Here is a 23885-nt window from a genome sequence, read left to right as displayed (position 1 = left end):
AGTTTAAGGAACTGATTGAACAACAGCTTATAAGGAGGGGTTACCTGCAGCCGGGTAATCCCTCTTTATTTACAGGCGCATATACATGTTTAAAACTTTTCTATGGAAAAGTTTTAAACATGTGACAAATTTTTAGGCTTCATAATCCACCTTTCTTTTCTGTGGCCCGAAAATTGACCAATGCCTGTAAATAGCCTACTATGAAAAATATCCTGGTTTTAGTCCTGATCATGGGTTTGGGTATTCCCACGGTTTTTGCACAAACTCCTGTTCAGCCTATGTTGGGCTGGAAAATGGAAGAAAATAAAGGGCGCTTTATTTTTAAACCGACCGCAGTTTTCAGTGATGAAAATAAAGAGTTCTCATATGAAGTAATGCCGCTCGAAAGGAGTGAGGGAAGAAGCTTTGATGAGTGGTTTACCGGTTCTATTGAGAAGAATATGCGCGGCTCGGGGTTTTCGTTACCAAAAAGCAAAGACAAAAAGAATATCAGTTACAGCACGCTTTCTTCTTACTCAGGAAAGATCTACGATAAAGGTGGCAAAGTATGGTATGTGGCTTACATGGCTTACCGCACCAACAACCAGCAATACAGGATGGCGAAACTGTTTAGCTCACCCGATATTACCTACTATACCAATTGCATGAAATCGGCCGCTATGCATTTTGGAAAACTCGCTAAACAGGAAGGCGCCTTTGAAACCACCGGCCTGGTTGATTTGGTAAAAAGCAATACGCCCGTGCCGGTTAATCCACCCGCTGTTGCAGAAAAATCGCCTGCGCCCCGCATTGCAAATGAGAATGTACCAAAAGTAGTGAAGGGATTAAAGGCAACTGAAATAAAAGGTGTTGTAATAAACCTGGAATATAGTTATGGGGTAGGGGGCGCCGTTATTAGCGAGTATATGCCTTATTTGTTATTGAATGATGGCAGCTTGTACAGTAACCCGGTTGTTAGTCCCTATGAATTTGATGTTGCGCTTTCAAAGCAACGGGAGCCTAAAAAATGGGGCACCTGGAAAATAAGCGGCAATGCCATCTCCGTTAACTGGCCTGCCAGAAATAAATCGGAAAGATGGGAGAAAAACTGGTTCTGGGCACGGCCGGCAGCAGGCAACGAAAAGATTGAAGGGGCATTTACCAGTATTTCAGGCGCGGGCAATACCGCTATGGGCGGGAATGTGATGACGGTTTCGAGCAAGAATATTTTGTTTAATACACTGGGCCGTTTTGCTTTAACCGGTGTAGGTGTAGGCACTAACTATACTGATTACAGTATCGCTACTTCGGCTTATACTAAAAAAGACGAAGCCGGCGCCTATTCTTTGAACGGATACTCTATTGAGTTACGGTTTAATAATGGCACTACGATGCGCCGGGCATTTTATTTCTACCCGAAAGACAAAGCGCATTTTGGAATAGGCAATCATGTGTATATGCAGAAACGCTAAATGCTTAACGCTTAACGCCCAACCCGGATATCGGGTAGTTCGATTTTACCCGGAAGGCCGAATTTTAGGTAGCGTTCAGCCTTCAGCGTTACGCGTTCAGCCTACGAAGGTACCTAGTTAGAAGAGGCTTGTCTTTTATAATCCAGAATACTTATTACCTCAGTACAGAACTTATACTCCTGCTCATCATTTGAGCTTACAATTACGAGGCGGTTATTACAATGATCGCGTATCAGTTGGTGATAGAGTTCAATACCTGCCGCATCAAGGTTGGTGCAGGGCTCATCGAGCAGTACGCAGGGAACATCGCTGAAAATAGCCTGCGCCAGTTTAACCCGCTGTTTCATTCCACTTGAATAGAACCGGATCTGTTTATTAGCCGCAGATTTTAAACCAATGGCGGAAATAATATCCTGTATTTTTAAGGAAGAAAGGAATGGTTTGAATTGCCCGTGAAATTGCAGAAACTCCAGCAAGGTCATTTCTTCTATAAGCTCAAGATAGGGTGCTGCAATGGAGATATACCGGAACGCCTGGTCGATATGTATTTCCGACTTCCGGCTTCCGGCTTCATACTTCGCTTCCCCTTCGCTCATCATCATGGCACCGCCAATCACTTGCAGCAAAGTAGATTTACCCGACCCGTTAGGACCGGTTATAGCATAGGCTAAACCTGAAATAAACTCCTGGTGAATGTTACGAAAGATCCAATCCCGGTTAAAACGTTTGCCGGCATTAATCAGCGATATCTTCATCCACACTATTTTTTGAATAGCGTTTAATGATGCCGCGACCGCTTTCGCGAATAAAGGTTACAATTTCATCGCGTTCGTCGGTAGCGGGGAACTCTTCTTCCAGGTGTTCGAGCGCCTGGCTGGTGTTCAATCCTTTGTTATAAATGACGCGATAGATATCAAGAATATGATTGATCTTATCGATGGTAAAACCTCTTCTTTTTAAACCAACCGAGTTTACACCGGCATAGCTCAATGGCTGACGTCCGGCTTTAATATAAGGAGGAATATCTTTACCAACTAAGGACCCGCCGCTTACAAAAGCATGCTGCCCTACCATAACAAACTGGTGCACAGCGCACATACCACCCAAAATTGCCCAGTCGCCCAGCGTAACGTGACCAGCCACCTGCGAGTTATTGCTAAGGATCACGTTATTGCCGATGATACAATCATGGGCAACGTGGCTGTAAGCCATGATCATGCAATTTTTACCGATCTTGGTTTTCCACCTGTCTTTGGTTCCCCGGTGAATGGTCACAAACTCACGAATGGTGGTATTATCACCAATTTCTATAATGGTGTCTTCCCCTTCAAATTTCAGGTCTTGTGGAATGGCAGAAATTACAGCTCCCGGGAAAATACGGCAGTTTTTGCCTATCCGGGCGCCTTCCATGATGGTAACATTGCTTCCTATCCAGGTTCCCTCGCCAATTTCCACGTTCTGGTGAATCACCGTAAACGGGTCAATTTTCACATTGGTGGCTAACTTGGCATTGGGATGAATATAAGTATGCGGATGAATCATTTTATTTACATTCTTAAGGGTTGTAGCAGGATATTCATTCATAGGCGTTACAGACATCCCATCCCCGGTGGGATTTTGCTGGTGATTGTCACCTAAACTCTGTTTATGGATGGATTGACGTTTGATGTTAATTAATCTGCTAAAATAGACAAAACTCGTTCAATAAACCCCTATGTCCTGAATATATTTTATGGCTAATTACCCATTTCAGGTATAATAACCAATTAATTACCTTTTTACCAGTTGTGCCATAAGGTCGGCTTCGGTGGCAATCTTGTTGCCTACATACACCGTTCCACGCATTTCGCAAATACCACGCCGTATTGGAGCCATTAACTCCATTTTAAGGATCATAGTATCTCCGGGAACAACTTTTTGCTTGAATTTACAATTATCGATCTTCAAAAAGTAGGTATCGTACTCTCCGGGAGGCATGGCATTGATACAAAGAATACCCCCTGTTTGGGCAAGTGCTTCTACCTGTAATACGCCGGGCATCACGGGGTTACCGGGAAAGTGACCTGCAAAGAACGGTTCGTTGTAAGTCACATTTTTAATACCCACAATATGTTTATCGGTTAGTTCAATGATCTTGTCAACCAACAGGAACGGAAAGCGATGCGGCAGCGTTTTTTCAATCTGCTGCAAAGTATATACCGGGGGTAACGCAGGGTCATACACCGGTACATCCTTTACATGCTTGTTCTTCTTAATGTATTGCTTGATCTTGCGGGCAAAATCAACATTGGTGCTATGACCGGGCCGGTTGGCAATGATATGGGCCTTAATGGGATACCCGATCAGCGCCAGGTCGCCCACCACATCCAGGGTTTTATGGCGGGCCGGTTCATTCGGAAAACGTAATTCAAGGTTGTTGAGGTACCCTTCATTCTTCACTTCAATGTTCTTGCGACCAAAAACTTTGGCCAGCCGGTCCATTTCCTCTTTGGTAACGGGCTTGTCAACCACCACAATAGCGTTGTTGATGTCGCCACCCTTGATAAGATTATGTTCCAGCAACATCTCCAGTTCATGCAAAAAGCAGAAAGTACGACAAGGGGCAATTTCTTCCTTAAAATCACGCATGGTTTTTAAACCTGCATGCTGGGTGCCCAATACCGGACTATTAAAATCTATGAGGGTGGTAACTTTATAATCTGTTGAGGGAAGGGCAGTCATTTCAACCCTTTTCTTTTCATCGTAGTGGGTAATATTGGTATCGATGCTGTACCAGGCTTTGGCCGCATCCTGTTCCAACACGCCTGCCTCTTCAATGATCTCAACAAAGGGTGCAGAACTTCCATCTGCGATGGGAATTTCAGGTCCATTCAGCTCTATCAGGCAATTATCCACTCCCATTCCAACAAGCGCCGCCAGGATGTGCTCAACCGTGCAAACTTTGGTATCGCCTTCCTGAAGGGTAGTTCCCCGCGAAGTATCGGTAACCAGGTCGCAATCCGCTTTGATCACCGGTTGTCCGGGCAGGTCAATGCGTTGAAACTGAAATCCAAAGCCGGGATTGGCTGGTTTCAGGGTCATATCCACATTAATTCCTGTATGTAAACCGGTACCAGAGATACTTACAGCCGACTGCAGGGTATGTTGTTTATCGGGATTAAAGTTATTATTCATTCTTGCTTTTTAAAACGAATGCGCAAAGATAGGGATTCATTTAAGACGAAAGGGTACTGAAAATGACGTACTTGTTTTTCTTCCAATCATCTATAGTTTTCCAGATACCTACCAGGTCCAGTACCCGCTGCCAGCCGTTGTACGGTTGCAGTAACACGCAATCATGGCTCAATGTTTAAACTTATACAAGAGTGATTAAACGAAATGGGTTGATGGCCTGTAAAACCATCAACCCATTAATTTATTCATCATATCAATAAAGAAATAATTACGGTGAATTAAGAACGCTGTTACCGTACCGGATACCGGGCCCGAAAATCAAAACCTCTAATTTTGCCTGCAAGCCGAAGTCGGCAGTTTCGGATTTAAACCCTGGTTACTGGTAAACGGCATCTGGTAACTCTTGATCCGTAATCCTTACTCAGATATTTTTTCAGTGAGTAACTGTTTTACCAGTTGTTCCAGTTCTTTTATTCTCTTTTCCAGGTCGGGCAATTTACGGCTAACGGCCTGGCTGCGCAATGCGCTTGTGTATTCAAATGCAGGGCTACCGGTTACGGCGGCATTCGGCGTTTTTATAGATTTGCTTACGCCGCTTTGTGCATTGATCTTACTGCCATCCGCAATTTGAATATGACCCACAATACCCGCTTGTCCGCCGATCATTACATTATTACCAATTTTGGTACTGCCGCTTACGCCGGCCTGGGCCGCGATAACAGTATTGTTACCTACTTCCACATTGTGGGCAACCTGTATAAGGTTATCGAGTTTGGCGCCCGATTTTATTATGGTAGAACCGATAGTGGCGCGATCAATGGTAGCATTGGCGCCAATTTCTACAAAATCTTCCACTACCACGTTACCAATTTGCGGCACTTTTTTAAAGCTGCCATCTGCCTGCGGTGCAAAACCAAATCCATCACTGCCTACAACTGTTCCGGCATGAATGGTCACATTTTTACCAATAACACAGTCGTGGTAAATTTTTACGCCAGGATGTATAATGGTATTGTCGTTGATCTTTACATTATCGCCGAGGAATACATTCGGAAAAATTTTCACGTTGTTCCCCAACACTACATTTTCGCCGAGGTAAGAAAAAGCGCCGATAAAAACCTGTTGACCTACTTTGGCTGATTTGCTGATGTAGGAAGGTTCCTGTATACCCGTTAATTTTTGGGTAGCCATTTCCTGGTATTTGCTTAACAGGGTAGCGAAAGCGGAATACGCATCGGCAACCCTGATAAGGGTAGCGTTCACAGGTTCCTTCAATTCCTGCGAATCATTGATAATAACCAGGGAAGCTTTTGTACGGTACAGGTATTCTTCGTATTTGGGGTTAGCCAAAAAAGAGAGCTGACCGGCCTGGGCTTCTTCAATCTTTCCGAAAGAGCTTACCAAAGCGTCGGGATTTCCCTCCACTTTGCCATTGATGATCATAGCTATTTGTGCTGCGGTAAATTGCATAGAATAGTCGTTAGGTCAAGTAAGTCAAATATGTCAAATCTGTTATATAAATCAAAATAATAAAATTTGTTAAAGCAATTGTATATAGAAAAAGTGTAATATGTTCAGGCGCTTTAATAAAAGGTCTTAACGTATTGACTTATATAACTGTTTAACAATTGTAGTAACAAATGTAATATTTTTTCACAGGGCTTGCTAATGCCTGATGTATCAATGCATTATCAACTTTTGATATATCAGTCACCGTCTCGTTCTTAAATAAAATATTGATGCGTTCAACGGTAGGGTTGTAAGTAGTGTTTTCAGCTTCCCCCGTAAAAATAAAATAATCGCAATCGGCATCATTTATTTTCAAATGGCGGCAAATGTTATTCCGTTGTGTTTTAATCCAATCCTGATCGAACGGTTCAGCCTGTAATTTAACTTTTAGTAAACGCCGCTCGATGAAACTGCGGCATAACGTGCTTAATACCGTATCTGAATGGAACACCCAGTTTTTAATAGCTGCCAGCACATCGTAATCATCGAGCAGGCAAAATTTATCGAGATGCTGCTCAATAAACGCCTTACTGGTAGGGCTTTTTAAAAAGAAGTCAAATGTAACAGATGCTGCCGGCACTTCGTGCCCTTGTTGAATCAGTTCTTTGGCCCGCTGAACGATCTTTACAAGTGTTTTTTCAGCACCCAGCACGGTTTTATGCAGGTAAACCTGCCAGTACATGAGCCGCCGGGCCACCAGGAACTTTTCAATGCTGTAAATGCCTTTTTCTTCAACCATCAGATCGCCTTCTTTCACAGTAAGCATTTTTAAAATACGATCGTAACCGATAACACCTTCCGAAACACCTGTGTAAAAGCTGTCGCGGGTTAAGTAGTCCATGCGATCTACATCCAACTGGCCACTGATGAGCTGGTGTAAAAATGGCTTGGTATAATTATTGGTAAAAATGTCTATGGCTTTATGCAATTGCCCCTTCATTTGTTCATTTAGCACACGCATGATCAAAATACTGATCGTTTCGTGACTTGTATTGTTGATCAGCACATTTTCAAGAGCATGTGAAAAAGGACCATGACCTATATCGTGTAAAAGGATCGCAACTTTAGCCGCAGTTTCCTCTTCGGGAGTAATATCCACTCCTTTATTTTTCAGTTCGGTTAATGCACTGCACATTAGGTGGTAAGCACCTAGTGAATGATGCAGGCGGGTATGCACCGCACCCGGGTAAACCAGGTGGGCAAATGCCATCTGATGAATGCGTCGCAAACGCTGGTACCAGGGATGCGAGATTACCTGAAAAACAAGCGGATCATCAATGGTAATAAAACCGTAAACGGGGTCATTGATAATCTTTCTGATGCGGTTTGTCATTCGCTGCCTGCTATTTTGTTAAAATTGCTGCTAAAAGCAGCTGGCAAAAGTACAAAGCCTGGTGGGATAAATTAAATTTGGTTAGATTGGGGGCAGTTGATTCAAGAACTTAAAACTGATAAATAATATAAACAACTATACATGCCATTAGGAAAAATACTTTGGGTTGACGATGAAATTGAAAGTTTACAATCTCAAATACTGTTTTTACAAAATAAAGGGTACGATGTAACTGCGCTTACCAATGGTTTTGACGCGGTGGATTTTGTAAGGGAAAATCCGCTCGATGTAGTGTTGCTCGATGAAACTATGCCCGGTATTACCGGACTGGAAACCCTCTCCAAGATAAAAGAGATCAACTCGCAGATCCCGGTGGTAATGATCACCAAAAATGAAACGGAAAACCTGATGGATGATGCCATCGGCAGCCAGATAACCGATTACCTTATTAAGCCGGTGAATCCCAACCAGGTGCTGTTAAGCCTGAAAAAGATCATCGACAATAAACGGCTGGTGGCAGAAAAAACCACTACGGCGTATCAGCAACAGTTCCGTAATTTGTTCATGGCGCTGAACAGCAATCCCGATTACAACGAGTGGATGGATATTTACAAAAAACTGGTGTATTGGGAACTGGAAATGGAAAAGAGCGACAGCCCTGAAATGCAGGAAGTGTTTCAAACCCAAAAGAACGAAGCCAATACCGAGTTCTTTAAATTTGTTTCGAAGAATTATGCGCGTTGGGTGAACCCCAAAAGTGATGACGGCCCGGTGATGTCGCACAACCTGCTTAAGTTTAAAGTGCTTCCCCATATTGAAAAAGGAACGCCAACCTTCTTTATATTGATCGATAATCTGCGGTTCGATCAGTGGAAAGCCATTCAACCAATCTTTGCCGAAAGTTTTCGCATACTGGAAGAAGACAGCTTTTACAGCATTCTGCCCACAGCTACGCAATATGCACGGAATGCTATTTTCAGCGGACTGCTTCCCATTGATATTGAAAAAAGTTTTCCTCAGCAATGGAAAAACGATGATGATGAAGGCGGAAAAAATTTACATGAAGAAGAATTTTTCAGAGGCTTTATAAAACGGCAACGTCGCGATGATATAAAATTCTCCTATACAAAGATCCTGAACAACCAGGCGGGGCAGGACCTGGTAAATAATATTCATAACCTCATGGGCAACGACCTGAATATTATTGTTTACAACTTTGTTGATATGCTGAGCCATGCACGTACCGAAATGGAAGTGCTGAAAGAACTGGCCGGCGATGAAACCAGCTATCGAAGTGTTACGAGAAGTTGGTTTGAGCATTCGCCTTTGCACCAGGCATTGAAAAAGGTTGCCGATAAAAAGCTCAACCTCATTCTGGCTACCGACCATGGTACGGTACGGGTAAAAACCCCGGCCAAAGTTATTGGCGACAAGCAAACAACCACCAACCTGCGGTACAAACATGGTCGCAACCTCAATTATGAACCAAAAGATGTGCTGGCTTTCCGCGATCCTAAAGAGGCAGGATTGCCTGTTCCAACAGTGAATTCATCGTACATTTTTGCCCGGGAAGACATGTACCTGTGTTATCCCAATAATTACAATTATTATGTGAACTATTATCGCAACACTTTCCAGCATGGCGGCGTTAGTTTAGAAGAGATGATTGTACCGATAATAAAGATGACCAATAAGTAAGCGAGTGGTAAGTAGCTAGTAGCGAGGGGGAGTGGTTTGTAGGCTGGGTTTTGATAAAAAAACAGGCTTTTATGGCCAAAAAAGGCATTTTTTACGCTTTTTTGGGCTATAAGGCATAATTCTCAACGTTTTGTGTGGAAAAGTTGAGGTTATCTATTTCCAGCACCAAAATTGTGAATAGTAACTTTGCGAATCATTTAAAGTCATCTACATCCAGACTATGAAATTTACGCAGTCAACATTAGACAAAATTGAAGCGATTCTCGATGAGGCGGAATATGTGCTACGCTATGAACGGGGTAATTTTCAAAGCGGATATTGCATTTTAGAACAAAAGAAAGTAGTAGTACTAAATAAATTTCTCCAACTCGAAGGTCGTATAAGCACCCTTATTGATCTTATTCCACAGTTGAATGTTGATCCGGAATCATTTTCCTCTGAAGTTCGCAGAACATATAATGATGTGCTTGAAAGACATGCATTGGTACAGGCGGAAAATCAGAAGTAAGATGGCAATTTCTGATTTATAGATTTTGAGATTTAGCGATTTCTTTATGATTAGCCAAATAACAAATCTCAAAATCCCGAAATCCCGAAATCGCTAATTTCTTCCGTATTTTTACCCCCGTGAGCTATCCTTCATTAACCATTACATTTTTAGGAACCGGGACCAGTGCCGGTGTGCCTATGATCGCCTGTGAATGCCCGGTTTGTACATCTCCTGATAAAAGAGACAACAGGCTTCGATCCAGCATCCTGGTGCAATCAGAAAAAACAACGTTGGTAGTTGATACCGGTCCCGATTTTCGTTACCAGATGTTGAGGGCCCGTTTAAAGCACTTGGATGCCATTGTTTTTACCCATGCACATAAAGATCATGTGGCCGGATTGGATGATGTACGGGCTTTTAATTTCTTCTCTCAACAACCCATGCAGGTATATGCCAGCGACATGACGCAGGAAGTGATCATTCGCGAGTTTCCCTATGCTTTTTATGAATCAAAATACCCCGGCGTTCCCGATATTCAGTTAAATACAATTGGGTTGGAACCGTTCATGGCCGGTGATATTGAGGTAACACCTATTCTGGTTTGGCATTTGAAAATGCCGGTGCTCGGCTTTCGGTTTGGGCGCTTCACTTACATAACAGATGCCAACCGCATTGAAGAGCATGAACTGGAAAAAATAAAGGGAAGCGAGGTGTTGGTGCTGAATGCGTTGCGTAAAGAGAAACACATTTCGCATTACTCGCTCGGCGAAAGTATTGAAGTGGCCAAATCATTGAAAATACCGCAGTGTTATCTTACTCACCTCAGCCATCAAATGGGCCGCCATGCCGATGTAGATGCTGAATTACCAAACGGCGTTCACCTGGCTTATGATGGGTTGGTGATTAAAGTGTGATGTTGATTTTTTTAACTTGTCAACTTCCTACTATACTTATAAATCATCTCATACAACTCTCCCGGCTTAAAAGGTTTCGCCAGGTAATCGGTCATGCCAAATTCACGGGTCCTTTGTAAAATATCGGCCGATGCAGAAGCCGTTAACGCAATGATAGGTATCTCGTCGTTAAAATCCCTGATGTGTTGCGTGGCATTATATCCATCCATCCATTACCGGCATCTGCAGGTCCATTAACACAATATCGTAATTGGTTTCCCGCATCTTATTAATAGCAATGGCTCCATTTTCAGCAACGTCTACAACGCCATTCCAGTTGGTGATCATTTTTTTGGCAACCATGATGTTGAATTCAACATCTTCAACCAGCAACACTTTTATACCAGACAGATCATTCACACCCGCTATGGTTTGTTGCTGTTGTATTTCTGGTTTACCCTTTTTAAAAGTGATGGTGAAGAAAAAGGTAGAACCGCGTCCGATCTCACTGTTCAGGTAGATATCGCTGTTATGCAAGGCCACCAGCCGTTTAACAATAGCCAGGCCTAAACCTGATCCGCCAAATTCACGCGCAATATCAACACTGGCCTGTGTGAACCGGTCGAATATCAATACCTGTTTTTCTTTTTCAATACCAACGCCGGTATCGGTCACTGAAAAGTAAACCGTTGCTTCGTCGCCCTGCATTTTTTGTAATGAGATCTGCATGGTTATAACGCCATTGCGGGTAAATTTCACGGCATTAGAAACAAGGTTGTGTAAAATTTGCCCAATCCTTACTTCATCGCCCAAAACAAATTTAGGCAGGGCATTGTCAATGATCATATTGAAGGCATTGCCTCTTTCGGCCGATCGAATCTGATGGGCTGTTTTAATATTCTCAGCCAGTTGTTGTAAGTGAATGTTTTTTTCTGCCAGTACAATTTTCCCTTCTTCTATTTTACCAAAATCAAGAATATCGTTGATAAGGCGAAGCAGGTTCTCGGCAGAAATGTTCAGGGCTTTCAGGTTCTCCAACTGATTGGGCAATAGCTGGTCCTGCAAAAGCAAATGGGCAATGCCTATGATAGCGTTCAGTGGTGTGCGAATTTCATGGCTCATTACCGACAGAAAATCGCTTTTGGCGCGGGCGCCGTCTTCAGCCTGTTCTTTTGCCCTGATAAGTTCCGCTTCTGTTTCTTTTCTTTTTTGAATTTGCTTTTCCAGGTAAGCTATAATATTGATCAGTACATTGTCTTCTTTTTCTATGATGGCTGCCGCTTGCGGATCATGCGCAATGATGGCATCTTTTAACTTCTTTACCGACTGACTAAAAATATTATTTTGGAGTTGTTGGTTGTGCAATATGTCCTGGTATTCTTTTTCACTTACCAGAAAAGCATGTTCGGTAAGCTGCTGATCGATCTCATAATTTTTGTACGACTGATCAATCAATTGCAGTAAGCGCTGAATAGCCGGGTCATTCAGTTGCTGGGCTGACAGTGTTTTTTGAATTTGCTTTTCTAGTATTTTATGATACTGCATAAAGGGCTTGGGCTTAAAATTCTGTAAATGTGGTAATGGTCATGGTTTGATTATGCAGCTCACTCTGGCTACCGGCATGGAAAGGAGAAATTTCTCCATATGAATAAAAACCTGTGGTACAGGTTGCCTTACCAAAAATTTCATTTACAGCTTGTACTTCTTCTTCGGTTCTTTCACGTAGTATCAGTTTGCGGCCAATGCAACTGATCAGTATAGCCAGGTCGGGTTTTGTAACCTGCGTATGAACGGTATGTAATGCCGCCCTGGTTGATCCGTCGATCAGTTTGTTGTAACTGGCTTTCATTAAACGCACCTGGCTGCCATTGGGCATGTTACCGGCGAATACCATGAACCGGTCTTTTTCATTGATGGTTAGTATGGTGCGAATCACTGCTTTTTCGGCGCCTGGTTCTTTAACCGACAAAGGAAAAAGCAATGTAGAACCGGGTAGTTCTTTTTTATAAGGGCCCAGGTATTCTTTATAAAGATCAAAAGCATTTTTGCCATCTATTTCATACAAAATATTTTTCTCAGACCGGGTAATGGTTCGTGCCGGACCAAACTCATCCCAACCGCCAAATGAACCATGACCTACCTGTAACTGTTGGCCGTAAAAACCAATAGCTACAATGACGCCTTCGGCAGGCAACTGATTCAGCCCAACAAAAGTTTTTATAAAGCGGGAACCGTCGCCAGCCAGGCCTCCGGTAACAGGTACATTATTCTTGTTTGTTTCATTAAAACCAACTACCAGTTCGCTGCCATTAATATTTGTACCATCTGAAATGATAAAGGCGGCGTTCAAATCGTTTCGCTGCAATTGCTGCATCAGGTATAACCCGGCATCGTAACTGCTTTTGTGCCTCTTAATATTGGTTTCGGCGCAATGAACGATCGTGTTATCAAATTGAATGGCTGTAACTACTACACTATTGTCATAAACATCATTACGAATAATTTCTCCGGACGTAGAGGACAATATAATATGCGCTTCGGGATAGCTTCTTTCCAGGTAATTAAAAACAGAGGTATCGGTAATAAGCGACGGTTCGCCAAAGACCAGCACCAATTGGCATTGCATCCGGTCAAAGTCCTCGGGATGCAGGTGAATTTTCCATGCCTTATCTAAATACTGCAGTTGTTGGATTTTCATTTAGGTATTGTTTAAGGGTGCAGATAAGGCTATATATGTAACGTATATTGAATCAAATACTTATATTTAGACATAAAAAAGTAAGTGTTTTTTTCCCACATCGTTAGAAAGTTGTAGAGAATTTCAAATAACCCTTAGTGAAAGGCAGATAATAAGTAGTAGTCCGAAATCGAAAATTGACACAGCTCAATGTTTTGTTATGGAAAGCAACTGGAAAGATTATTTCTCTTTCACAAAGAAAGAACGCATCGGTATCTATGTGCTCCTTACAGGGATCGGTATTTGCACTTTTATTCCCCGCTTTTTTAAAGCTGCCGACCTGGGTAATGAATTAAAAGCTGAAGCTATCTATTTACAGGAGGCGCAGGCTGAAGATGCAAAAACTGATCTGGCCAAACGTTCATCAACCGGTGAAAAGCAATCCTACAACGAGATCTATTATGAACCGGCAAGTGATCAGCCAGCAGTTGAACTTTTTCCCTTTGATCCCAATACGCTGGATTCGGCAGGATGGCGCAAGCTGGGCGTAAACAATAGAACAATTCGCACTATACGAAACTACATTTCCAAAGGCGGACGGTTCAGGAACGCCAACGAGCTGCAAAGGATATACGGGTTGAAAAAAGAAGACTATGACCGGTTAATGCCCTACGTACGAATTACGGCGCCTGCAACTGCAACAGCGTTTAATAATTCCGGAAAGGCGCCGGTGAAATATATAAAGACGCCGCCCCCCATAATTGATATCAACCAAGCAGATACTTCCGCTTTTATTTCCCTGCCGGGAATTGGCAGTAAGCTGGCCAACCGCATCATTAATTTTCGCGACAAGCTCGGCGGGTTTTATTCGGTGCAGCAGGTAGGGGAGACGTTTGGTTTACCCGATTCTACTTTTCAATTAATAAAACCGCGATTGCAATGCGCTTCGACTCCCGTTCAAAAGATCAATATCAATACGGCCGATGTAAACACGTTGAAACAGCATCCTTACATCCGCTGGAACATCGCCAATGCTATTATTCAGTTTCGTCAGCAGCATGGGGTATTTCATTCGCCGGAAGAGTTGCAGCAAATTGTGCTGATAACACCAGAGTTATACCAGAAGATAGCAACCTATGTAACTGTGGAATAATTAGCCAGAGTTAAGTAGCTAAAAAAATCACTAACATTTGTTAGTTTTTAGAAAAAAACCTCCTATATTGCAGCGGCCTTTAGCGATTCTTGCGAGTTATTCAGGTAATTTTAATTATGAATTTTCAAACCTCAGAGCTTACAGATCAAGTTGCACAATCAGCCAGGGATTTCGCGTTGCAACACATTAAACCTTACGTGATGGAATGGGATGAATCCCAGCAGTTTCCTATACATGTATTTAAAGAAATGGGTAAACTGGGTTTAATGGGCGTACTGGTACCCGAAATGTATGGCGGCGCCGGGCTGACGTACTTCGAATATGTTGCCATCATACAGGAGATTGCCAAAGTATGCGGTTCAATAGGTTTAAGTTTAGCCGCGCACAATTCGCTTTGTACGGGGCATATTTTGAGTTTTGCCAATGAAGAGCAAAAGAAAAAATACCTGCCCAAGCTGGCCACTGCAGAATGGCTGGGCGCCTGGGGATTAACGGAACCTAATACCGGCAGTGATGCAGCCAATATGAAAACAACGGCCGTTAAGGATGGGGACCACTGGGTTTTGAATGGGACCAAATGCTGGATCACCCATGGCAAAAGTGCCGATGTAGCTGTTGTAATTGCCCGTACCGGCGAGCCCAGGGCTAAAAATAATGCCACCGCTTTTGTAGTAGAACGGGGCACGCCTGGTTTCAAGGCCGGAAAAAAAGAGAACAAGCTGGGCATGCGCGCCAGTGAAACAACTGAAATGATCTTTGATAATTGCCGTATACCCGATACCAATCGTTTGGGCAATTATGGCGATGGATTTAAGCAGTCCTTAAAAGTGTTGGATGGCGGTCGTATTTCTATAGCTGCTCTGTCGCTGGGCATTGCCAAAGGAGCATACGAAGCATCCATTCAATACGCAAAAGAGCGCCATCAGTTCGACCAACCTATTGCGGGCTTCCAGGGTATTTCATTTAAACTGGCAGATATGGCTACAGAAATTGCCGCTGCCGAATTACTGACCCTGCAGGCATGTGATCTGAAAATGCGTGGCGAAACCATGAGCAAAGAATCTGCCATGGCAAAATATTACGCCAGCGAGGTGGCCGTAAAAGTAGCTACCGATGCCGTTCAGATCTTTGGCGGATATGGTTATACGAAAGACTTTCCTGTTGAAAAATATTATAGAGATAGTAAATTATGCACCATTGGCGAAGGCACATCTGAAATTCAAAAGATAGTGATTGCCAGGGAGGTGTTACGGGCTTAGTGACGATGAATACTGCTCAAGGTTGCTTGTCATGACAGAAGGCCCTGCTTAATGCGGGGCCTTTTTATTTATTAGCAGGCCATTAAATAGTGCAAAAAACAGGAATGATTAAAGTTTATGCATCATTCGATTCCTGTAGTACATTTATAGTATGAATAAAGAAGTCAATTATGTGTTGCAGGGCTTCTTACTAACGTTATTGTTTATAGGAGCCTTTAAATTTGGCGGCTTTTTATTGTCACTACCAGTTCATGAAGATCCCAACGAAAATAAAGTAATGCAAGGAGTTTGTGGGAATGCGGCCCCTGTCTTCACTTCCGATGCTGTCAGGGGGAAAACATTATTTCAGGAAAATTGTGCTTCCTGCCATTCCATTTTCAAAGACATGGTTGGCCCGTCATTGGCAGGCGTGCTGGAAAGAGTGCCCGATAAAAAATTGTTATATAAGTGGATCCGGAATCCTTCCGCTGTTTTAAAATCGGGTAATGTTTATTTTAACACGCTTCAAAAGCGGTATGGCACAGTAATGACCCCTTTTACGAACCTATCGGATGATGAGATCAACGCCGTACTTTCGTATATTGACCACCATAGTAAATGAGCTATAGCGGCTGTATGACCCATCCTTACGGCATTATATCATCCTCCTCTTTCGGGCCGTATTTATCAAACAATTTATCGATGGCGCCGCCGAAAATGGGGAATTTATCTTTTGCAAAATTCTTGATGATCTCAACTGCCTTATAAGCTTGTTGTTCTGTTAATCCTTCAGCCATTAACTGCTTAATCAGTTCCTGCATACCCTAACTCCGCCAACAGACGGAAATATTTTAGTGATTAAATGATACGTCCCAAACAGGCCCTCGTATCGTCTTTGCAAGGTATTAGCGTTTTTGCGTTCAGCCTTTGGCGTTTCGCATTTTACGCTACTTTCAGCAAACTCATTTTGCTCTTGTCGAAATTCTTCTGAGCGTATTCCAGGTTCAAATGAAAAACGGTTTGCTTTGAAGAAGGCAATTCAAACATGGCGTCGGTCAAAATGCTTTCGCAAATGCTGCGCAAGCCGCGGGCGCCCAGTTTGTATTCAACTGCTTTATCAACCATAAAGTCCAGCACATCATTATCGATGGTCAGTTGAATGCCTTCCAGTTCGAACAATTTTTTGTATTGTTTGATCAGCGCATTTTTAGGTTCTGTTAAGATAGAACGGAGGGTTGATTTATCAAGCGGATTCAGGTGAGTAACTACCGGTAAACGGCCAAGTAACTCAGGTATTAATCCAAACGATTTCAGGTCGGTGGCATTAATGTATTGCAGCAGGTTCTTCTTCATATGCTCCTGCAGCTCTTTGTTTACATTAAAACCGATGGCATTTGTATTTACCCGGCGGGCAATTACTTTGTCAATTCCGTCAAAAGCGCCACCGCAAATGAAGAGGATGTTTTGCGTGTTGATCTTGATCAGCTTTTGCTCAGGGTGCTTACGGCCGCCCTGGGGTGGAACCAGTACGTCGGTCCCTTCCAGCAATTTCAATAAGCCCTGTTGTACGCCTTCGCCGCTAACGTCGCGGGTAATGGAAGGGTTATCGCCTTTGCGGGCAATTTTATCTATTTCATCTATATACACGATGCCTCTTTCGGCAGCGGCTACGTCGTAGTTGCATACCTGTAACAAGCGGGTCAAAATGCTTTCAACATCTTCACCAACATAACCGGCTTCGGTAAACACGGTAGCATCAACGATCGCGAACGGTACATTCAGTAACCGGGCAATGGTTTTGGCCAACAGCGTTTTACCAGTACCTGTTTCTCCCACCATTACGATATTGCTTTTTTCAATATCAACATCGTTGTTATCGGTGGTTGGTTTTTGTTGCAGGCGTTTATAGTGATTGTAAACGGCCACGGCTAATACTTTTTTAGCATCATCCTGACCGATCACATATTCATCAAGAAAGCGTTTAACTTCAACGGGTTTCTTAACGTTCAGTTTGAACGAAGTAGAAGGCGGGGTACTTTCATGGCGGATCATCAACTCCTGTTCAATGATCTCGCGTGCATGCTCAACGCAATTTTCACAAATATGTCCTTCCTGCCCGGCAATAAGAATCTTTACTTCATCGCGGCTGCGTCCGCAAAAAGAACAATGTAATGTTGTTTTAGCCATGTTTAGTATAAAATCGCTTACAAAGGTATCTAAATGCCTGTCCAAATCCCAATAAAAAATCCCAAACTCCTTTTCCAGAAAATTAGTATACGGAATTTGGGACTTCTACAGGTTTATATGTACTTACAGCTTTTCAACTTGCTGATCTACAATGCCATATTCAATAGCCTCTTTTGCATCCATCCAGTAATCGCGATCAAAATCTTTCATGATCTGCTCAAACTTTTTTCCACAGTTTTCTGCGAGTATTCGGGCGCCCATTTCCTTGGTCTTTCTGGTTTGTTTTGCCTGAATTTCCAGATCGGCACTTACGCCCTGCATATAACCGCCCAAACTAGGTTGGTGGATCATTACTTCCCCATGCGGAAAGATCATGCGTTTTCCTTTTGCACCGGCGCTTAACAGAATGGAGCCCATAGAGGCTGCCAGGCCCATACAGATGGTGCTAACCGGACTTTTTAGCATACGCATGGTATCATAAATAACCATGCCGCTGGTAACCACGCCACCGGGGCTGTTAATGAAGAATTTAATTTCTTCACCAGGTTTATCGGCATCTAACAATAACAAACGGGTTACAATATCTTTCGCTGATTTATCTTCTACAACGCCCCACAGGTACACGGCCCTTTTTTCAAAAAAGAACTTTTCCATTTTCTTGGCCAGCACCCCAAAGTCAGCGTTCTTTTCCTCTTTGCCGTTTTCTTTTGGTTCATCTTCATCGTCCATGCGAAATGGTTGGAATAAATGATTAGAATATCTCTGCATGATAATTTTTATTTGAAGTTCGATAGAATTAGTTATTCAAAGATCCCGAGCCAATCCTTAAGCGTGTTCCGCCCTTTGGCGGAAAGTGGAAGGATGCTGCCCTTACCCTGAGTGCCTGCGTGTCGCTGAAGCTTAGCGGAGGCGCAAGTCGAAGGGCCAGGAGGCTGTTAGTCTTTCTTCTCTTTACGTGGATTGATCAATAAAACTTCATCAACGAGGCCATATTCCTTGGCTTCTTCAGAAGTTAACCAGTAATCGCGATCGCAATCTTTTTCAACCTGTTTCACTGTTTTTCCGGTATGGAAAGAAATAGCGTCGTACAGGTTCTTTTTGATCTTTTTGATCTCTTGTACAGTGATCTCGATATCGCTGGCCTGACCGCCAATAGCGCCACTGGGTTGGTGCATCATTACCCGGCTGTGCTTTAAAGCCGTTCGTTTTCCTTTTGTACCTGCGCACAACAATACAGCAGCCATGGAAGCAGCCATACCTATGCAAATGGTAGATACATCGGGGGTGATGTAATTCATGGTGTCATACATGCCCAAACCTGAATATACGTTGCCGCCGGGCGAGTTGATGTACATCTGGATGTCGCGTGTACGATCGGTGCTCTCCAGGAACAACATCTGGGCGGTTACGATATTTGCCACTTCGTCATTAATGGGGTAGCCAAGAAAGATAATGCGGTCCATCATCAATCGGCTGTAAACGTCCATGACAGCAATATTCATTGGACGTTCTTCAATAATATTGGGAGTGAGGTTCGTAACCTGGTGCGTTTGGTAACTGTGCAGGGTATTGCTTGAAATACCTCTGTGGTGTACCGCGTATTTTTCAAATTCTTTTCCAAGATTCATAGTACTTTTCTATTATTTGAGTTGGCAATTTAAGTCTTTGTGGGAAACCAAATACCGTGCTACATAAAAAAACAGCCATTTTGACCTAATATCTTCATAAACAAGCCTTTTGAGGCTGCTATACAGGCAGTCGGGCTGGCATAAAAAGCCCCTTTCTCCCTTCTCTGTACCCTAACAGGTAGTCCTATGTAAAAACGTCCGAAAGCCTGTCAGGCGGTTTTAATACTCAATAAGGTTAAAAGGTTAACCGAACAATCATTAGTTTTATTTAGCATGAATAATAAGTGCGAAATCAACAATTAAAAACAGCCATTGGTTGAAAACCCCGCTAAAATTAAACAAACAAACAATTGTTTGTAGATGCTTTTGTTAAATGAACCGTTTTAGTCCACTCGTTTGGTAGAAAAAATTTCTACAATCCAGCTTTCTGTTTTATCTTTGATCTACAAATTGAGTAGACTTATATGTTTTGTTCCCACGCCATACAAATAATGTACATCTCCTGTTGCAACAAGTATTGTTGTTGCTGTTAATACTCAATACCTACTCGCTTGTCCGTCGCACTTGCTTCCATGATCCAGATTAATGAATGAAATGAATGATATATCCATATGAGCGCAATACTAAAGGAATCTTTGTCAGAATTAACCCACCAGTCAGATAGACTAAATATTCGCGAATTTATAAAACTGCTTACCGAACAGTTTCCTGGCCAGGTTACGTTTTCTACCAGCTTTAGTTATGAAGACCAGGTAATTGCCCATGAAATTCTGAGCAATCACCTGCCTGTTAACATCTTTACTTTGGATACCGGAAGGTTATTTGCTGAAACCTATTCTGTTTGGAACAATACCAACGAAAAATACCAGGCTCACATAACCGCCTACTATCCCGACTACCGTTTGCTGGAAGAATTTGTTACCGATAAAGGCCCCAATGCCTTTTATGAGTCGGTGGAAAACCGCAAACAGTGCTGCTTTATCCGTAAAGTAGAACCACTGAAAAGGGCATTGGCCGGCAATGCGATCTGGATCACCGGGCTTCGGGCAGAACATTCTCCCGATCGCAAAGACCTCAGCGTGATCGAGTGGGACGAGACCAACCAGATCATTAAATACAATCCCATACTGCACTGGAACACTGAGCAGGTTAAAAAATATATAAACGATAACAATGTGCCTTACAACGTGCTGCACGACCGCGGTTTTGTAAGCATCGGTTGCGCTCCCTGTACCCGTGCAATACGGCCTGGTGAAGATTTCAGGGCCGGTCGTTGGTGGTGGGAAGATGCAGCCAAAAAAGAGTGTGGGCTGCATATTCATAAATAATTATTAACTGAACTCCTGAAAACAGAAATATGAGTAAGTATAGTTTAGATTATTTGGATCATCTGGAATCGGAAGCTATTCATATCTTCCGCGAAGTAGCAGGGCAATTTGAAAGACCAGCATTATTATTTTCCGGCGGTAAAGATTCTATTACCCTGGTGCAATTGGCATTGAAGGCATTCCGTCCCGGTAAATTCCCTTTCCCGCTGGTGCACATCGATACCGGGCATAATTTCCCTGAAGCGCTGGAATACCGTGATCAACTGGCTAAAACCCTTGGCGAGAAATTAATAGTACGTAACGTAGAAGATACCATTAAAGCAAAGCACCTCACAGAACCCAAAGGAAAGTTTGCAAGCCGCAATGCTTTGCAAACCTACACTTTGCTGGATACTATTGAGGAGTTCAAGTTTGATGCCTGCATCGGTGGCGCCCGCCGCGATGAAGAAAAAGCAAGAGCGAAAGAACGCATATTTTCTGTACGGGATGAGTTCGGTCAATGGGACCCTAAACTGCAACGTCCCGAACTGTGGAATACCTACAATGGAAGAATTACCAAAGGTGAGAACGTACGGGTATTCCCGATCAGCAACTGGACGGAACTGGATGTTTGGAATTATATCCGCCGCGAAAAGATCGAATTGCCTTCTATTTATTTTTCACACGAACGCGAAGTGATCGATCACGAAGGACAACTGGTAGCTGTAAGCGATTTTATAAAGTTAGATGATACTGACAAAGTGTTGAGAAAGAAAGTGCGTTACCGTACCGTGGGCGACATGACCTGCACCGCAGCAGTAGAATCACATGCATCGAATATCGATGATATTATCAGCGAGATCACCGCTACCAAAACAAGCGAACGCGGCGAAACCCGTATAGACGATAAAGTGTCTGAAGCAGCGATGGAAGACAGGAAGAAGAACGGATATTTTTAATTCTGATTTAGAGATTTCGGGATGTTTCGATTTAAATCCCAAAATCCCCAAATCCCAAAATCACAAAATTTCTACAATGGATTTATTACGGTTTATAACAGCAGGCAGTGTTGATGATGGTAAGAGTACCCTGATCGGCCGTTTATTATACGATAGCAAAAGTATAATGATCGATCAACTGGAGGCTATTGAGAAACAAAGTAAGAATAAAGAGCAGGGCGAGATCGATCTGGCTTTGCTTACCGATGGATTGCGTGCAGAAAGGGAACAGGGCATTACGATCGATGTGGCGTATAAATATTTTTCTACTCCCAAACGTAAATTCATTATCGCCGATGCACCGGGTCATATTCAGTATACCCGCAACATGGTTACCGGCGCTTCTACTGCCGACCTGGCCATTATTTTAATTGATGCCCGTAATGGAGTGGTTGAACAAACCCGCCGGCATTCTATAATAGCTTCTTTATTGAACATTCCGCACGTGGTGGTGGCCATTAACAAAATGGACCTGGTTGACTACTCGCAGGATGTTTACAACAATATCGTGATTGATTATGCCGAAGTGGCAAAATCATTAGGTTTGAAAGATGTGACCTATATTCCTATCAGTGCCATGTTTGGCGATAACATCGTTGAAAAATCACCCAAGCTGAGCTGGTACGAAGGCACTTCCCTACTGAATTTCCTGGAAAGCGTAGAGGTAGATAAAGATATTAACCTCACCGACCCCCGGTTCCCTGTGCAATATGTAATTCGTCCTCAAACAGAGGAACTGCACGATTACCGCGGTTATGCCGGAAAGGTGATCAGCGGTATTTATCGAACAGGCGATGCAATAACCGTACTTCCGTCAGGACATACCAGCACCATAAAATCCATTGAACACAACGGAAAGGAAGTAGAAGAAGTTTTTGCACCGCAAAGCGCTATTCTGCACCTGGAAGATGATATTGATATCAGCCGTGGCGACATTATCGTAAAAAGCGACAACCTGCCAAAATTGACGCAGGAGCTGGACGTGGTGTTGTGCTGGATGGATAATAAACCCCTGGTTACCGGTAATAAATATTTATTGCAGATCAACAGCAGGTTGGTTAGAAGCGTGGTAAAAGAAATTGAATACAAGCTGGATGTAAATACGCTGCAGAAAACAGATGCTACATCGGCTACATTGAATGATGTAATAAAAGTAAAAATAAAAACAGCGTCACCTATCCCGTACGATTCATATAGCGAATTGCGCGAGAACGGCGGTGCGATCCTGATAGATGAAACAAGCCATGTAACGGTAGGCGCCTGTATGATTCAATAGATGAACAGTCAATAATGTGTTGAACGTTGAATCTTGATTATTATGAGCACGAACGAATTTATACAGCATTTATTTGCACAACATAAAAAGGTGGATACTGCATTTCCTGATAAGGAAATAGCAGCGCAGTTCATTGATCAGGCATTTAATTTTTTGTTTCTGCCTAATAAAAAACATCACCAGGTAAGCGATCTGGAAAAGGAACTCGAAATATTGAAGAGTCATCTTACCAGCCTGGCTTATGATGTGGTGCACAAGAAAGAGAAGGCAGAAAAAATTACCGAAACGTTTTTTGCAGCTATACCGGCCCTATATGCGAAGCTGATGAAAGATGCGTATGCATTGTTGCAGTTTGACCCTGCGGCACGCTCTGTAGAAGAAGTGATAGTGGCCTATCCCGGGTTTTATGCAACGGCTGTTTATCGCTTGTCGCACCAGTTATGGGAACAAGGCGTAGAAATTTTGCCAAGATTATTTACAGAATATGCACATGGCAAAACCGGTGTTGATATTCATCCTGGCGCACGCATCGGCGAATCGTTTTGCATTGACCACGGTACCGGCATTGTGATAGGGGAGACAACTGAAATAGGTAATAATGTAAAAATATACCAGGGCGTAACATTAGGCGCTTTAAACGTGTCGAAGGACAATGTATCAAAACGCCACCCTACCATTGAAGATAATGTGACCATTTATTCAGGCGCAACCATACTGGGTGGCACAACTGTAATTGGAAAAGATAGTATCATAGGCGGTAATGTTTGGCTTACATACAGCGTGCCCTCATTCTCGGTGGTGTATCATAAAAGTGAAGTAAAGGTGCGGGATAACAATCCATTTCCGGAGCCATTAAACTTTGTCATATAAAAA

The 23885-nt window shown here is 42.9% G+C and carries 23 protein-coding genes; 11 read left to right on the top strand and 12 right to left on the bottom strand.

The features are described 5' to 3' along the window. The first annotated feature begins 200 nt into the window (after window positions 1-200). A complete protein-coding gene (locus tag FAM09_RS04405; RefSeq protein WP_136575846.1) occupies window positions 201-1451 on the top strand; it encodes a hypothetical protein in 1251 nt (416 codons plus the stop codon). 113 nt (window positions 1452-1564) lie between these two features. On the opposite strand, the gene FAM09_RS04400 is transcribed toward FAM09_RS04405, so the two are convergent. The 5 genes from FAM09_RS04400 to FAM09_RS04380 form a co-directional block, all read right to left on the bottom strand. After that, entirely contained in the window at window positions 1565-2206 is a 642-nt protein-coding gene (locus tag FAM09_RS04400; protein ID WP_136575845.1) for an ABC transporter ATP-binding protein, read from the bottom strand. Next, entirely contained in the window at window positions 2187-3050 is an 864-nt protein-coding gene (lpxA, locus tag FAM09_RS04395) for an acyl-ACP--UDP-N-acetylglucosamine O-acyltransferase (RefSeq protein ID WP_243751591.1), read from the bottom strand. The genes FAM09_RS04400 and lpxA overlap by 20 nt, the downstream gene beginning before the upstream one ends. Before the next feature lie 171 nt (window positions 3051-3221). Then, complete coding sequence (locus tag FAM09_RS04390; protein WP_136575844.1) at window positions 3222-4625, bottom strand: bifunctional UDP-3-O-[3-hydroxymyristoyl] N-acetylglucosamine deacetylase/3-hydroxyacyl-ACP dehydratase; 1404 nt, start codon at window positions 4623-4625, stop codon at window positions 3222-3224. Window positions 4626-5042: 417 nt separating this feature from the next. Next, window positions 5043-6095, bottom strand: coding sequence for a UDP-3-O-(3-hydroxymyristoyl)glucosamine N-acyltransferase (lpxD, locus tag FAM09_RS04385; protein ID WP_136575843.1), 1053 nt, complete (start codon window positions 6093-6095; stop codon window positions 5043-5045). A 151-nt stretch (window positions 6096-6246) separates the two neighbouring features. Next, a complete protein-coding gene (locus FAM09_RS04380; protein ID WP_136575842.1) occupies window positions 6247-7467 on the bottom strand; it encodes an HD domain-containing protein in 1221 nt (406 codons plus the stop codon). 141 nt (window positions 7468-7608) lie between these two features. Between FAM09_RS04380 and porX the strand changes: the two genes are divergently transcribed. The 3 genes from porX (at window position 7609) to FAM09_RS04365 (ending at window position 10569) form a co-directional block, all read left to right on the top strand. Beyond that, window positions 7609-9165 (top strand): T9SS response regulator signal transducer PorX, encoded by a 1557-nt coding sequence (porX, locus tag FAM09_RS04375; RefSeq protein ID WP_136575841.1) that lies wholly within the window; start codon window positions 7609-7611, stop codon window positions 9163-9165. Window positions 9166-9385: 220 nt separating this feature from the next. Then, window positions 9386-9673, top strand: a complete 288-nt coding sequence (locus FAM09_RS04370; RefSeq protein WP_136575840.1) for a hypothetical protein — start codon at window positions 9386-9388, stop codon at window positions 9671-9673. A 119-nt stretch (window positions 9674-9792) separates the two neighbouring features. Further along, window positions 9793-10569 carry an MBL fold metallo-hydrolase gene (locus FAM09_RS04365; RefSeq protein ID WP_136575839.1) on the top strand — a complete coding sequence of 259 codons (777 nt, stop codon included), beginning with the start codon at window positions 9793-9795 and terminating at the stop codon, window positions 10567-10569. Window positions 10570-10580: 11 nt separating this feature from the next. On the opposite strand, the gene FAM09_RS31370 is transcribed toward FAM09_RS04365, so the two are convergent. From FAM09_RS31370 to FAM09_RS04350, 3 genes are read right to left on the bottom strand one after another with little or no spacing between them, the layout of a single operon-like run. Continuing rightward, window positions 10581-10778, bottom strand: a complete 198-nt coding sequence (locus FAM09_RS31370) for a response regulator (protein WP_136575838.1) — start codon at window positions 10776-10778, stop codon at window positions 10581-10583. Continuing rightward, window positions 10765-12093, bottom strand: coding sequence for an ATP-binding protein (locus FAM09_RS04355; protein ID WP_136575837.1), 1329 nt, complete (start codon window positions 12091-12093; stop codon window positions 10765-10767). Before FAM09_RS04355 ends, FAM09_RS31370 begins: the two co-directional genes overlap by 14 nt. A gap of 13 nt (window positions 12094-12106) precedes the next feature. Beyond that, the gene (locus tag FAM09_RS04350) at window positions 12107-13246 is read right to left on the bottom strand and encodes an FIST signal transduction protein (protein ID WP_136575836.1); all 1140 of its coding nucleotides are present in this window, start codon (window positions 13244-13246) and stop codon (window positions 12107-12109) included. 199 nt (window positions 13247-13445) lie between these two features. Here FAM09_RS04350 and FAM09_RS04345 point away from each other — a divergent pair, with 199 nt between their 5' ends. The 3 genes from FAM09_RS04345 to FAM09_RS04335 all read left to right on the top strand — a co-directional run bounded on the left by FAM09_RS04345 (window position 13446) and on the right by FAM09_RS04335 (window position 16238). Further along, complete coding sequence (locus tag FAM09_RS04345) at window positions 13446-14378, top strand: ComEA family DNA-binding protein (RefSeq protein WP_136575835.1); 933 nt, start codon at window positions 13446-13448, stop codon at window positions 14376-14378. A 116-nt stretch (window positions 14379-14494) separates the two neighbouring features. After that, window positions 14495-15637 carry an acyl-CoA dehydrogenase family protein gene (locus FAM09_RS04340; protein WP_136575834.1) on the top strand — a complete coding sequence of 381 codons (1143 nt, stop codon included), beginning with the start codon at window positions 14495-14497 and terminating at the stop codon, window positions 15635-15637. 151 nt (window positions 15638-15788) lie between these two features. Then, window positions 15789-16238 (top strand): c-type cytochrome, encoded by a 450-nt coding sequence (locus tag FAM09_RS04335; protein ID WP_136575833.1) that lies wholly within the window; start codon window positions 15789-15791, stop codon window positions 16236-16238. 25 nt (window positions 16239-16263) lie between these two features. Here the strand turns inward: FAM09_RS04335 and FAM09_RS30875 are convergent, their stop codons facing one another. The 4 genes from FAM09_RS30875 to FAM09_RS04320 form a co-directional block, all read right to left on the bottom strand. After that, entirely contained in the window at window positions 16264-16413 is a 150-nt protein-coding gene (locus tag FAM09_RS30875; protein WP_166436976.1) for a hypothetical protein, read from the bottom strand. A 145-nt stretch (window positions 16414-16558) separates the two neighbouring features. After that, window positions 16559-17803 carry an ATP-dependent Clp protease ATP-binding subunit ClpX gene (clpX, locus tag FAM09_RS04330; RefSeq protein WP_136575832.1) on the bottom strand — a complete coding sequence of 415 codons (1245 nt, stop codon included), beginning with the start codon at window positions 17801-17803 and terminating at the stop codon, window positions 16559-16561. Window positions 17804-17926: 123 nt separating this feature from the next. Continuing rightward, complete coding sequence (locus FAM09_RS04325; RefSeq protein ID WP_136575831.1) at window positions 17927-18571, bottom strand: ClpP family protease; 645 nt, start codon at window positions 18569-18571, stop codon at window positions 17927-17929. A 167-nt stretch (window positions 18572-18738) separates the two neighbouring features. Then, window positions 18739-19431, bottom strand: coding sequence for a ClpP family protease (locus FAM09_RS04320; protein WP_136575830.1), 693 nt, complete (start codon window positions 19429-19431; stop codon window positions 18739-18741). A gap of 611 nt (window positions 19432-20042) precedes the next feature. Between FAM09_RS04320 and FAM09_RS04315 the strand changes: the two genes are divergently transcribed. The 4 genes from FAM09_RS04315 to epsC all read left to right on the top strand — a co-directional run bounded on the left by FAM09_RS04315 (window position 20043) and on the right by epsC (window position 23882). Continuing rightward, on the top strand, window positions 20043-20759 hold the full coding sequence (locus FAM09_RS04315; protein ID WP_136575829.1) for a phosphoadenylyl-sulfate reductase: 717 nt from the start codon (window positions 20043-20045) through the stop codon (window positions 20757-20759). Window positions 20760-20788: 29 nt separating this feature from the next. Continuing rightward, a complete protein-coding gene (gene cysD, locus FAM09_RS04310; RefSeq protein ID WP_136575828.1) occupies window positions 20789-21697 on the top strand; it encodes a sulfate adenylyltransferase subunit CysD in 909 nt (302 codons plus the stop codon). A gap of 76 nt (window positions 21698-21773) precedes the next feature. Next, window positions 21774-23012 carry a sulfate adenylyltransferase subunit 1 gene (locus tag FAM09_RS04305; RefSeq protein WP_136575827.1) on the top strand — a complete coding sequence of 413 codons (1239 nt, stop codon included), beginning with the start codon at window positions 21774-21776 and terminating at the stop codon, window positions 23010-23012. 42 nt (window positions 23013-23054) lie between these two features. Next, on the top strand, window positions 23055-23882 hold the full coding sequence (epsC, locus tag FAM09_RS04300) for a serine O-acetyltransferase EpsC (RefSeq protein ID WP_136575826.1): 828 nt from the start codon (window positions 23055-23057) through the stop codon (window positions 23880-23882). The last annotated feature ends 3 nt before the right edge of the window (window positions 23883-23885 follow it).

The organism is Niastella caeni, assembly GCF_004834005.1.
Lineage (GTDB): Bacteria > Bacteroidota > Bacteroidia > Chitinophagales > Chitinophagaceae > Niastella > Niastella caeni.
The sequence above is the reverse complement of the archived record's forward strand: the minus strand, read 5'-3'. Positions and strand labels throughout refer to the sequence as shown.

Coding starts and splice junctions, on each gene's coding strand:
- cysD (WP_136575828.1), top strand. CDS start 20,789: ATGAGTAAGTATAGTTTAGATTATTTGGATCATCTGGAATCGGAAGCT.
- FAM09_RS04335 (WP_136575833.1), top strand. CDS start 15,789: ATGAATAAAGAAGTCAATTATGTGTTGCAGGGCTTCTTACTAACGTTA.
- FAM09_RS04325 (WP_136575831.1), bottom strand. CDS start 18,571: ATGCAGAGATATTCTAATCATTTATTCCAACCATTTCGCATGGACGAT.
- lpxA (WP_243751591.1), bottom strand. CDS start 3,050: ATGTCTGTAACGCCTATGAATGAATATCCTGCTACAACCCTTAAGAAT.
- FAM09_RS04345 (WP_136575835.1), top strand. CDS start 13,446: ATGGAAAGCAACTGGAAAGATTATTTCTCTTTCACAAAGAAAGAACGC.
- lpxD (WP_136575843.1), bottom strand. CDS start 6,095: ATGCAATTTACCGCAGCACAAATAGCTATGATCATCAATGGCAAAGTG.
- epsC (WP_136575826.1), top strand. CDS start 23,055: ATGAGCACGAACGAATTTATACAGCATTTATTTGCACAACATAAAAAG.
- FAM09_RS04355 (WP_136575837.1), bottom strand. CDS start 12,093: ATGCAGTATCATAAAATACTAGAAAAGCAAATTCAAAAAACACTGTCA.
- porX (WP_136575841.1), top strand. CDS start 7,609: ATGCCATTAGGAAAAATACTTTGGGTTGACGATGAAATTGAAAGTTTA.
- FAM09_RS04320 (WP_136575830.1), bottom strand. CDS start 19,431: ATGAATCTTGGAAAAGAATTTGAAAAATACGCGGTACACCACAGAGGT.
- FAM09_RS04380 (WP_136575842.1), bottom strand. CDS start 7,467: ATGACAAACCGCATCAGAAAGATTATCAATGACCCCGTTTACGGTTTT.
- FAM09_RS30875 (WP_166436976.1), bottom strand. CDS start 16,413: ATGGCTGAAGGATTAACAGAACAACAAGCTTATAAGGCAGTTGAGATC.
- FAM09_RS04305 (WP_136575827.1), top strand. CDS start 21,774: ATGGATTTATTACGGTTTATAACAGCAGGCAGTGTTGATGATGGTAAG.
- FAM09_RS04400 (WP_136575845.1), bottom strand. CDS start 2,206: ATGAAGATATCGCTGATTAATGCCGGCAAACGTTTTAACCGGGATTGG.
- clpX (WP_136575832.1), bottom strand. CDS start 17,803: ATGGCTAAAACAACATTACATTGTTCTTTTTGCGGACGCAGCCGCGAT.
- FAM09_RS31370 (WP_136575838.1), bottom strand. CDS start 10,778: ATGGATGGATATAATGCCACGCAACACATCAGGGATTTTAACGACGAG.
- FAM09_RS04405 (WP_136575846.1), top strand. CDS start 201: ATGAAAAATATCCTGGTTTTAGTCCTGATCATGGGTTTGGGTATTCCC.
- FAM09_RS04370 (WP_136575840.1), top strand. CDS start 9,386: ATGAAATTTACGCAGTCAACATTAGACAAAATTGAAGCGATTCTCGAT.
- FAM09_RS04340 (WP_136575834.1), top strand. CDS start 14,495: ATGAATTTTCAAACCTCAGAGCTTACAGATCAAGTTGCACAATCAGCC.
- FAM09_RS04390 (WP_136575844.1), bottom strand. CDS start 4,625: ATGAATAATAACTTTAATCCCGATAAACAACATACCCTGCAGTCGGCT.
- FAM09_RS04350 (WP_136575836.1), bottom strand. CDS start 13,246: ATGAAAATCCAACAACTGCAGTATTTAGATAAGGCATGGAAAATTCAC.
- FAM09_RS04315 (WP_136575829.1), top strand. CDS start 20,043: ATGAGCGCAATACTAAAGGAATCTTTGTCAGAATTAACCCACCAGTCA.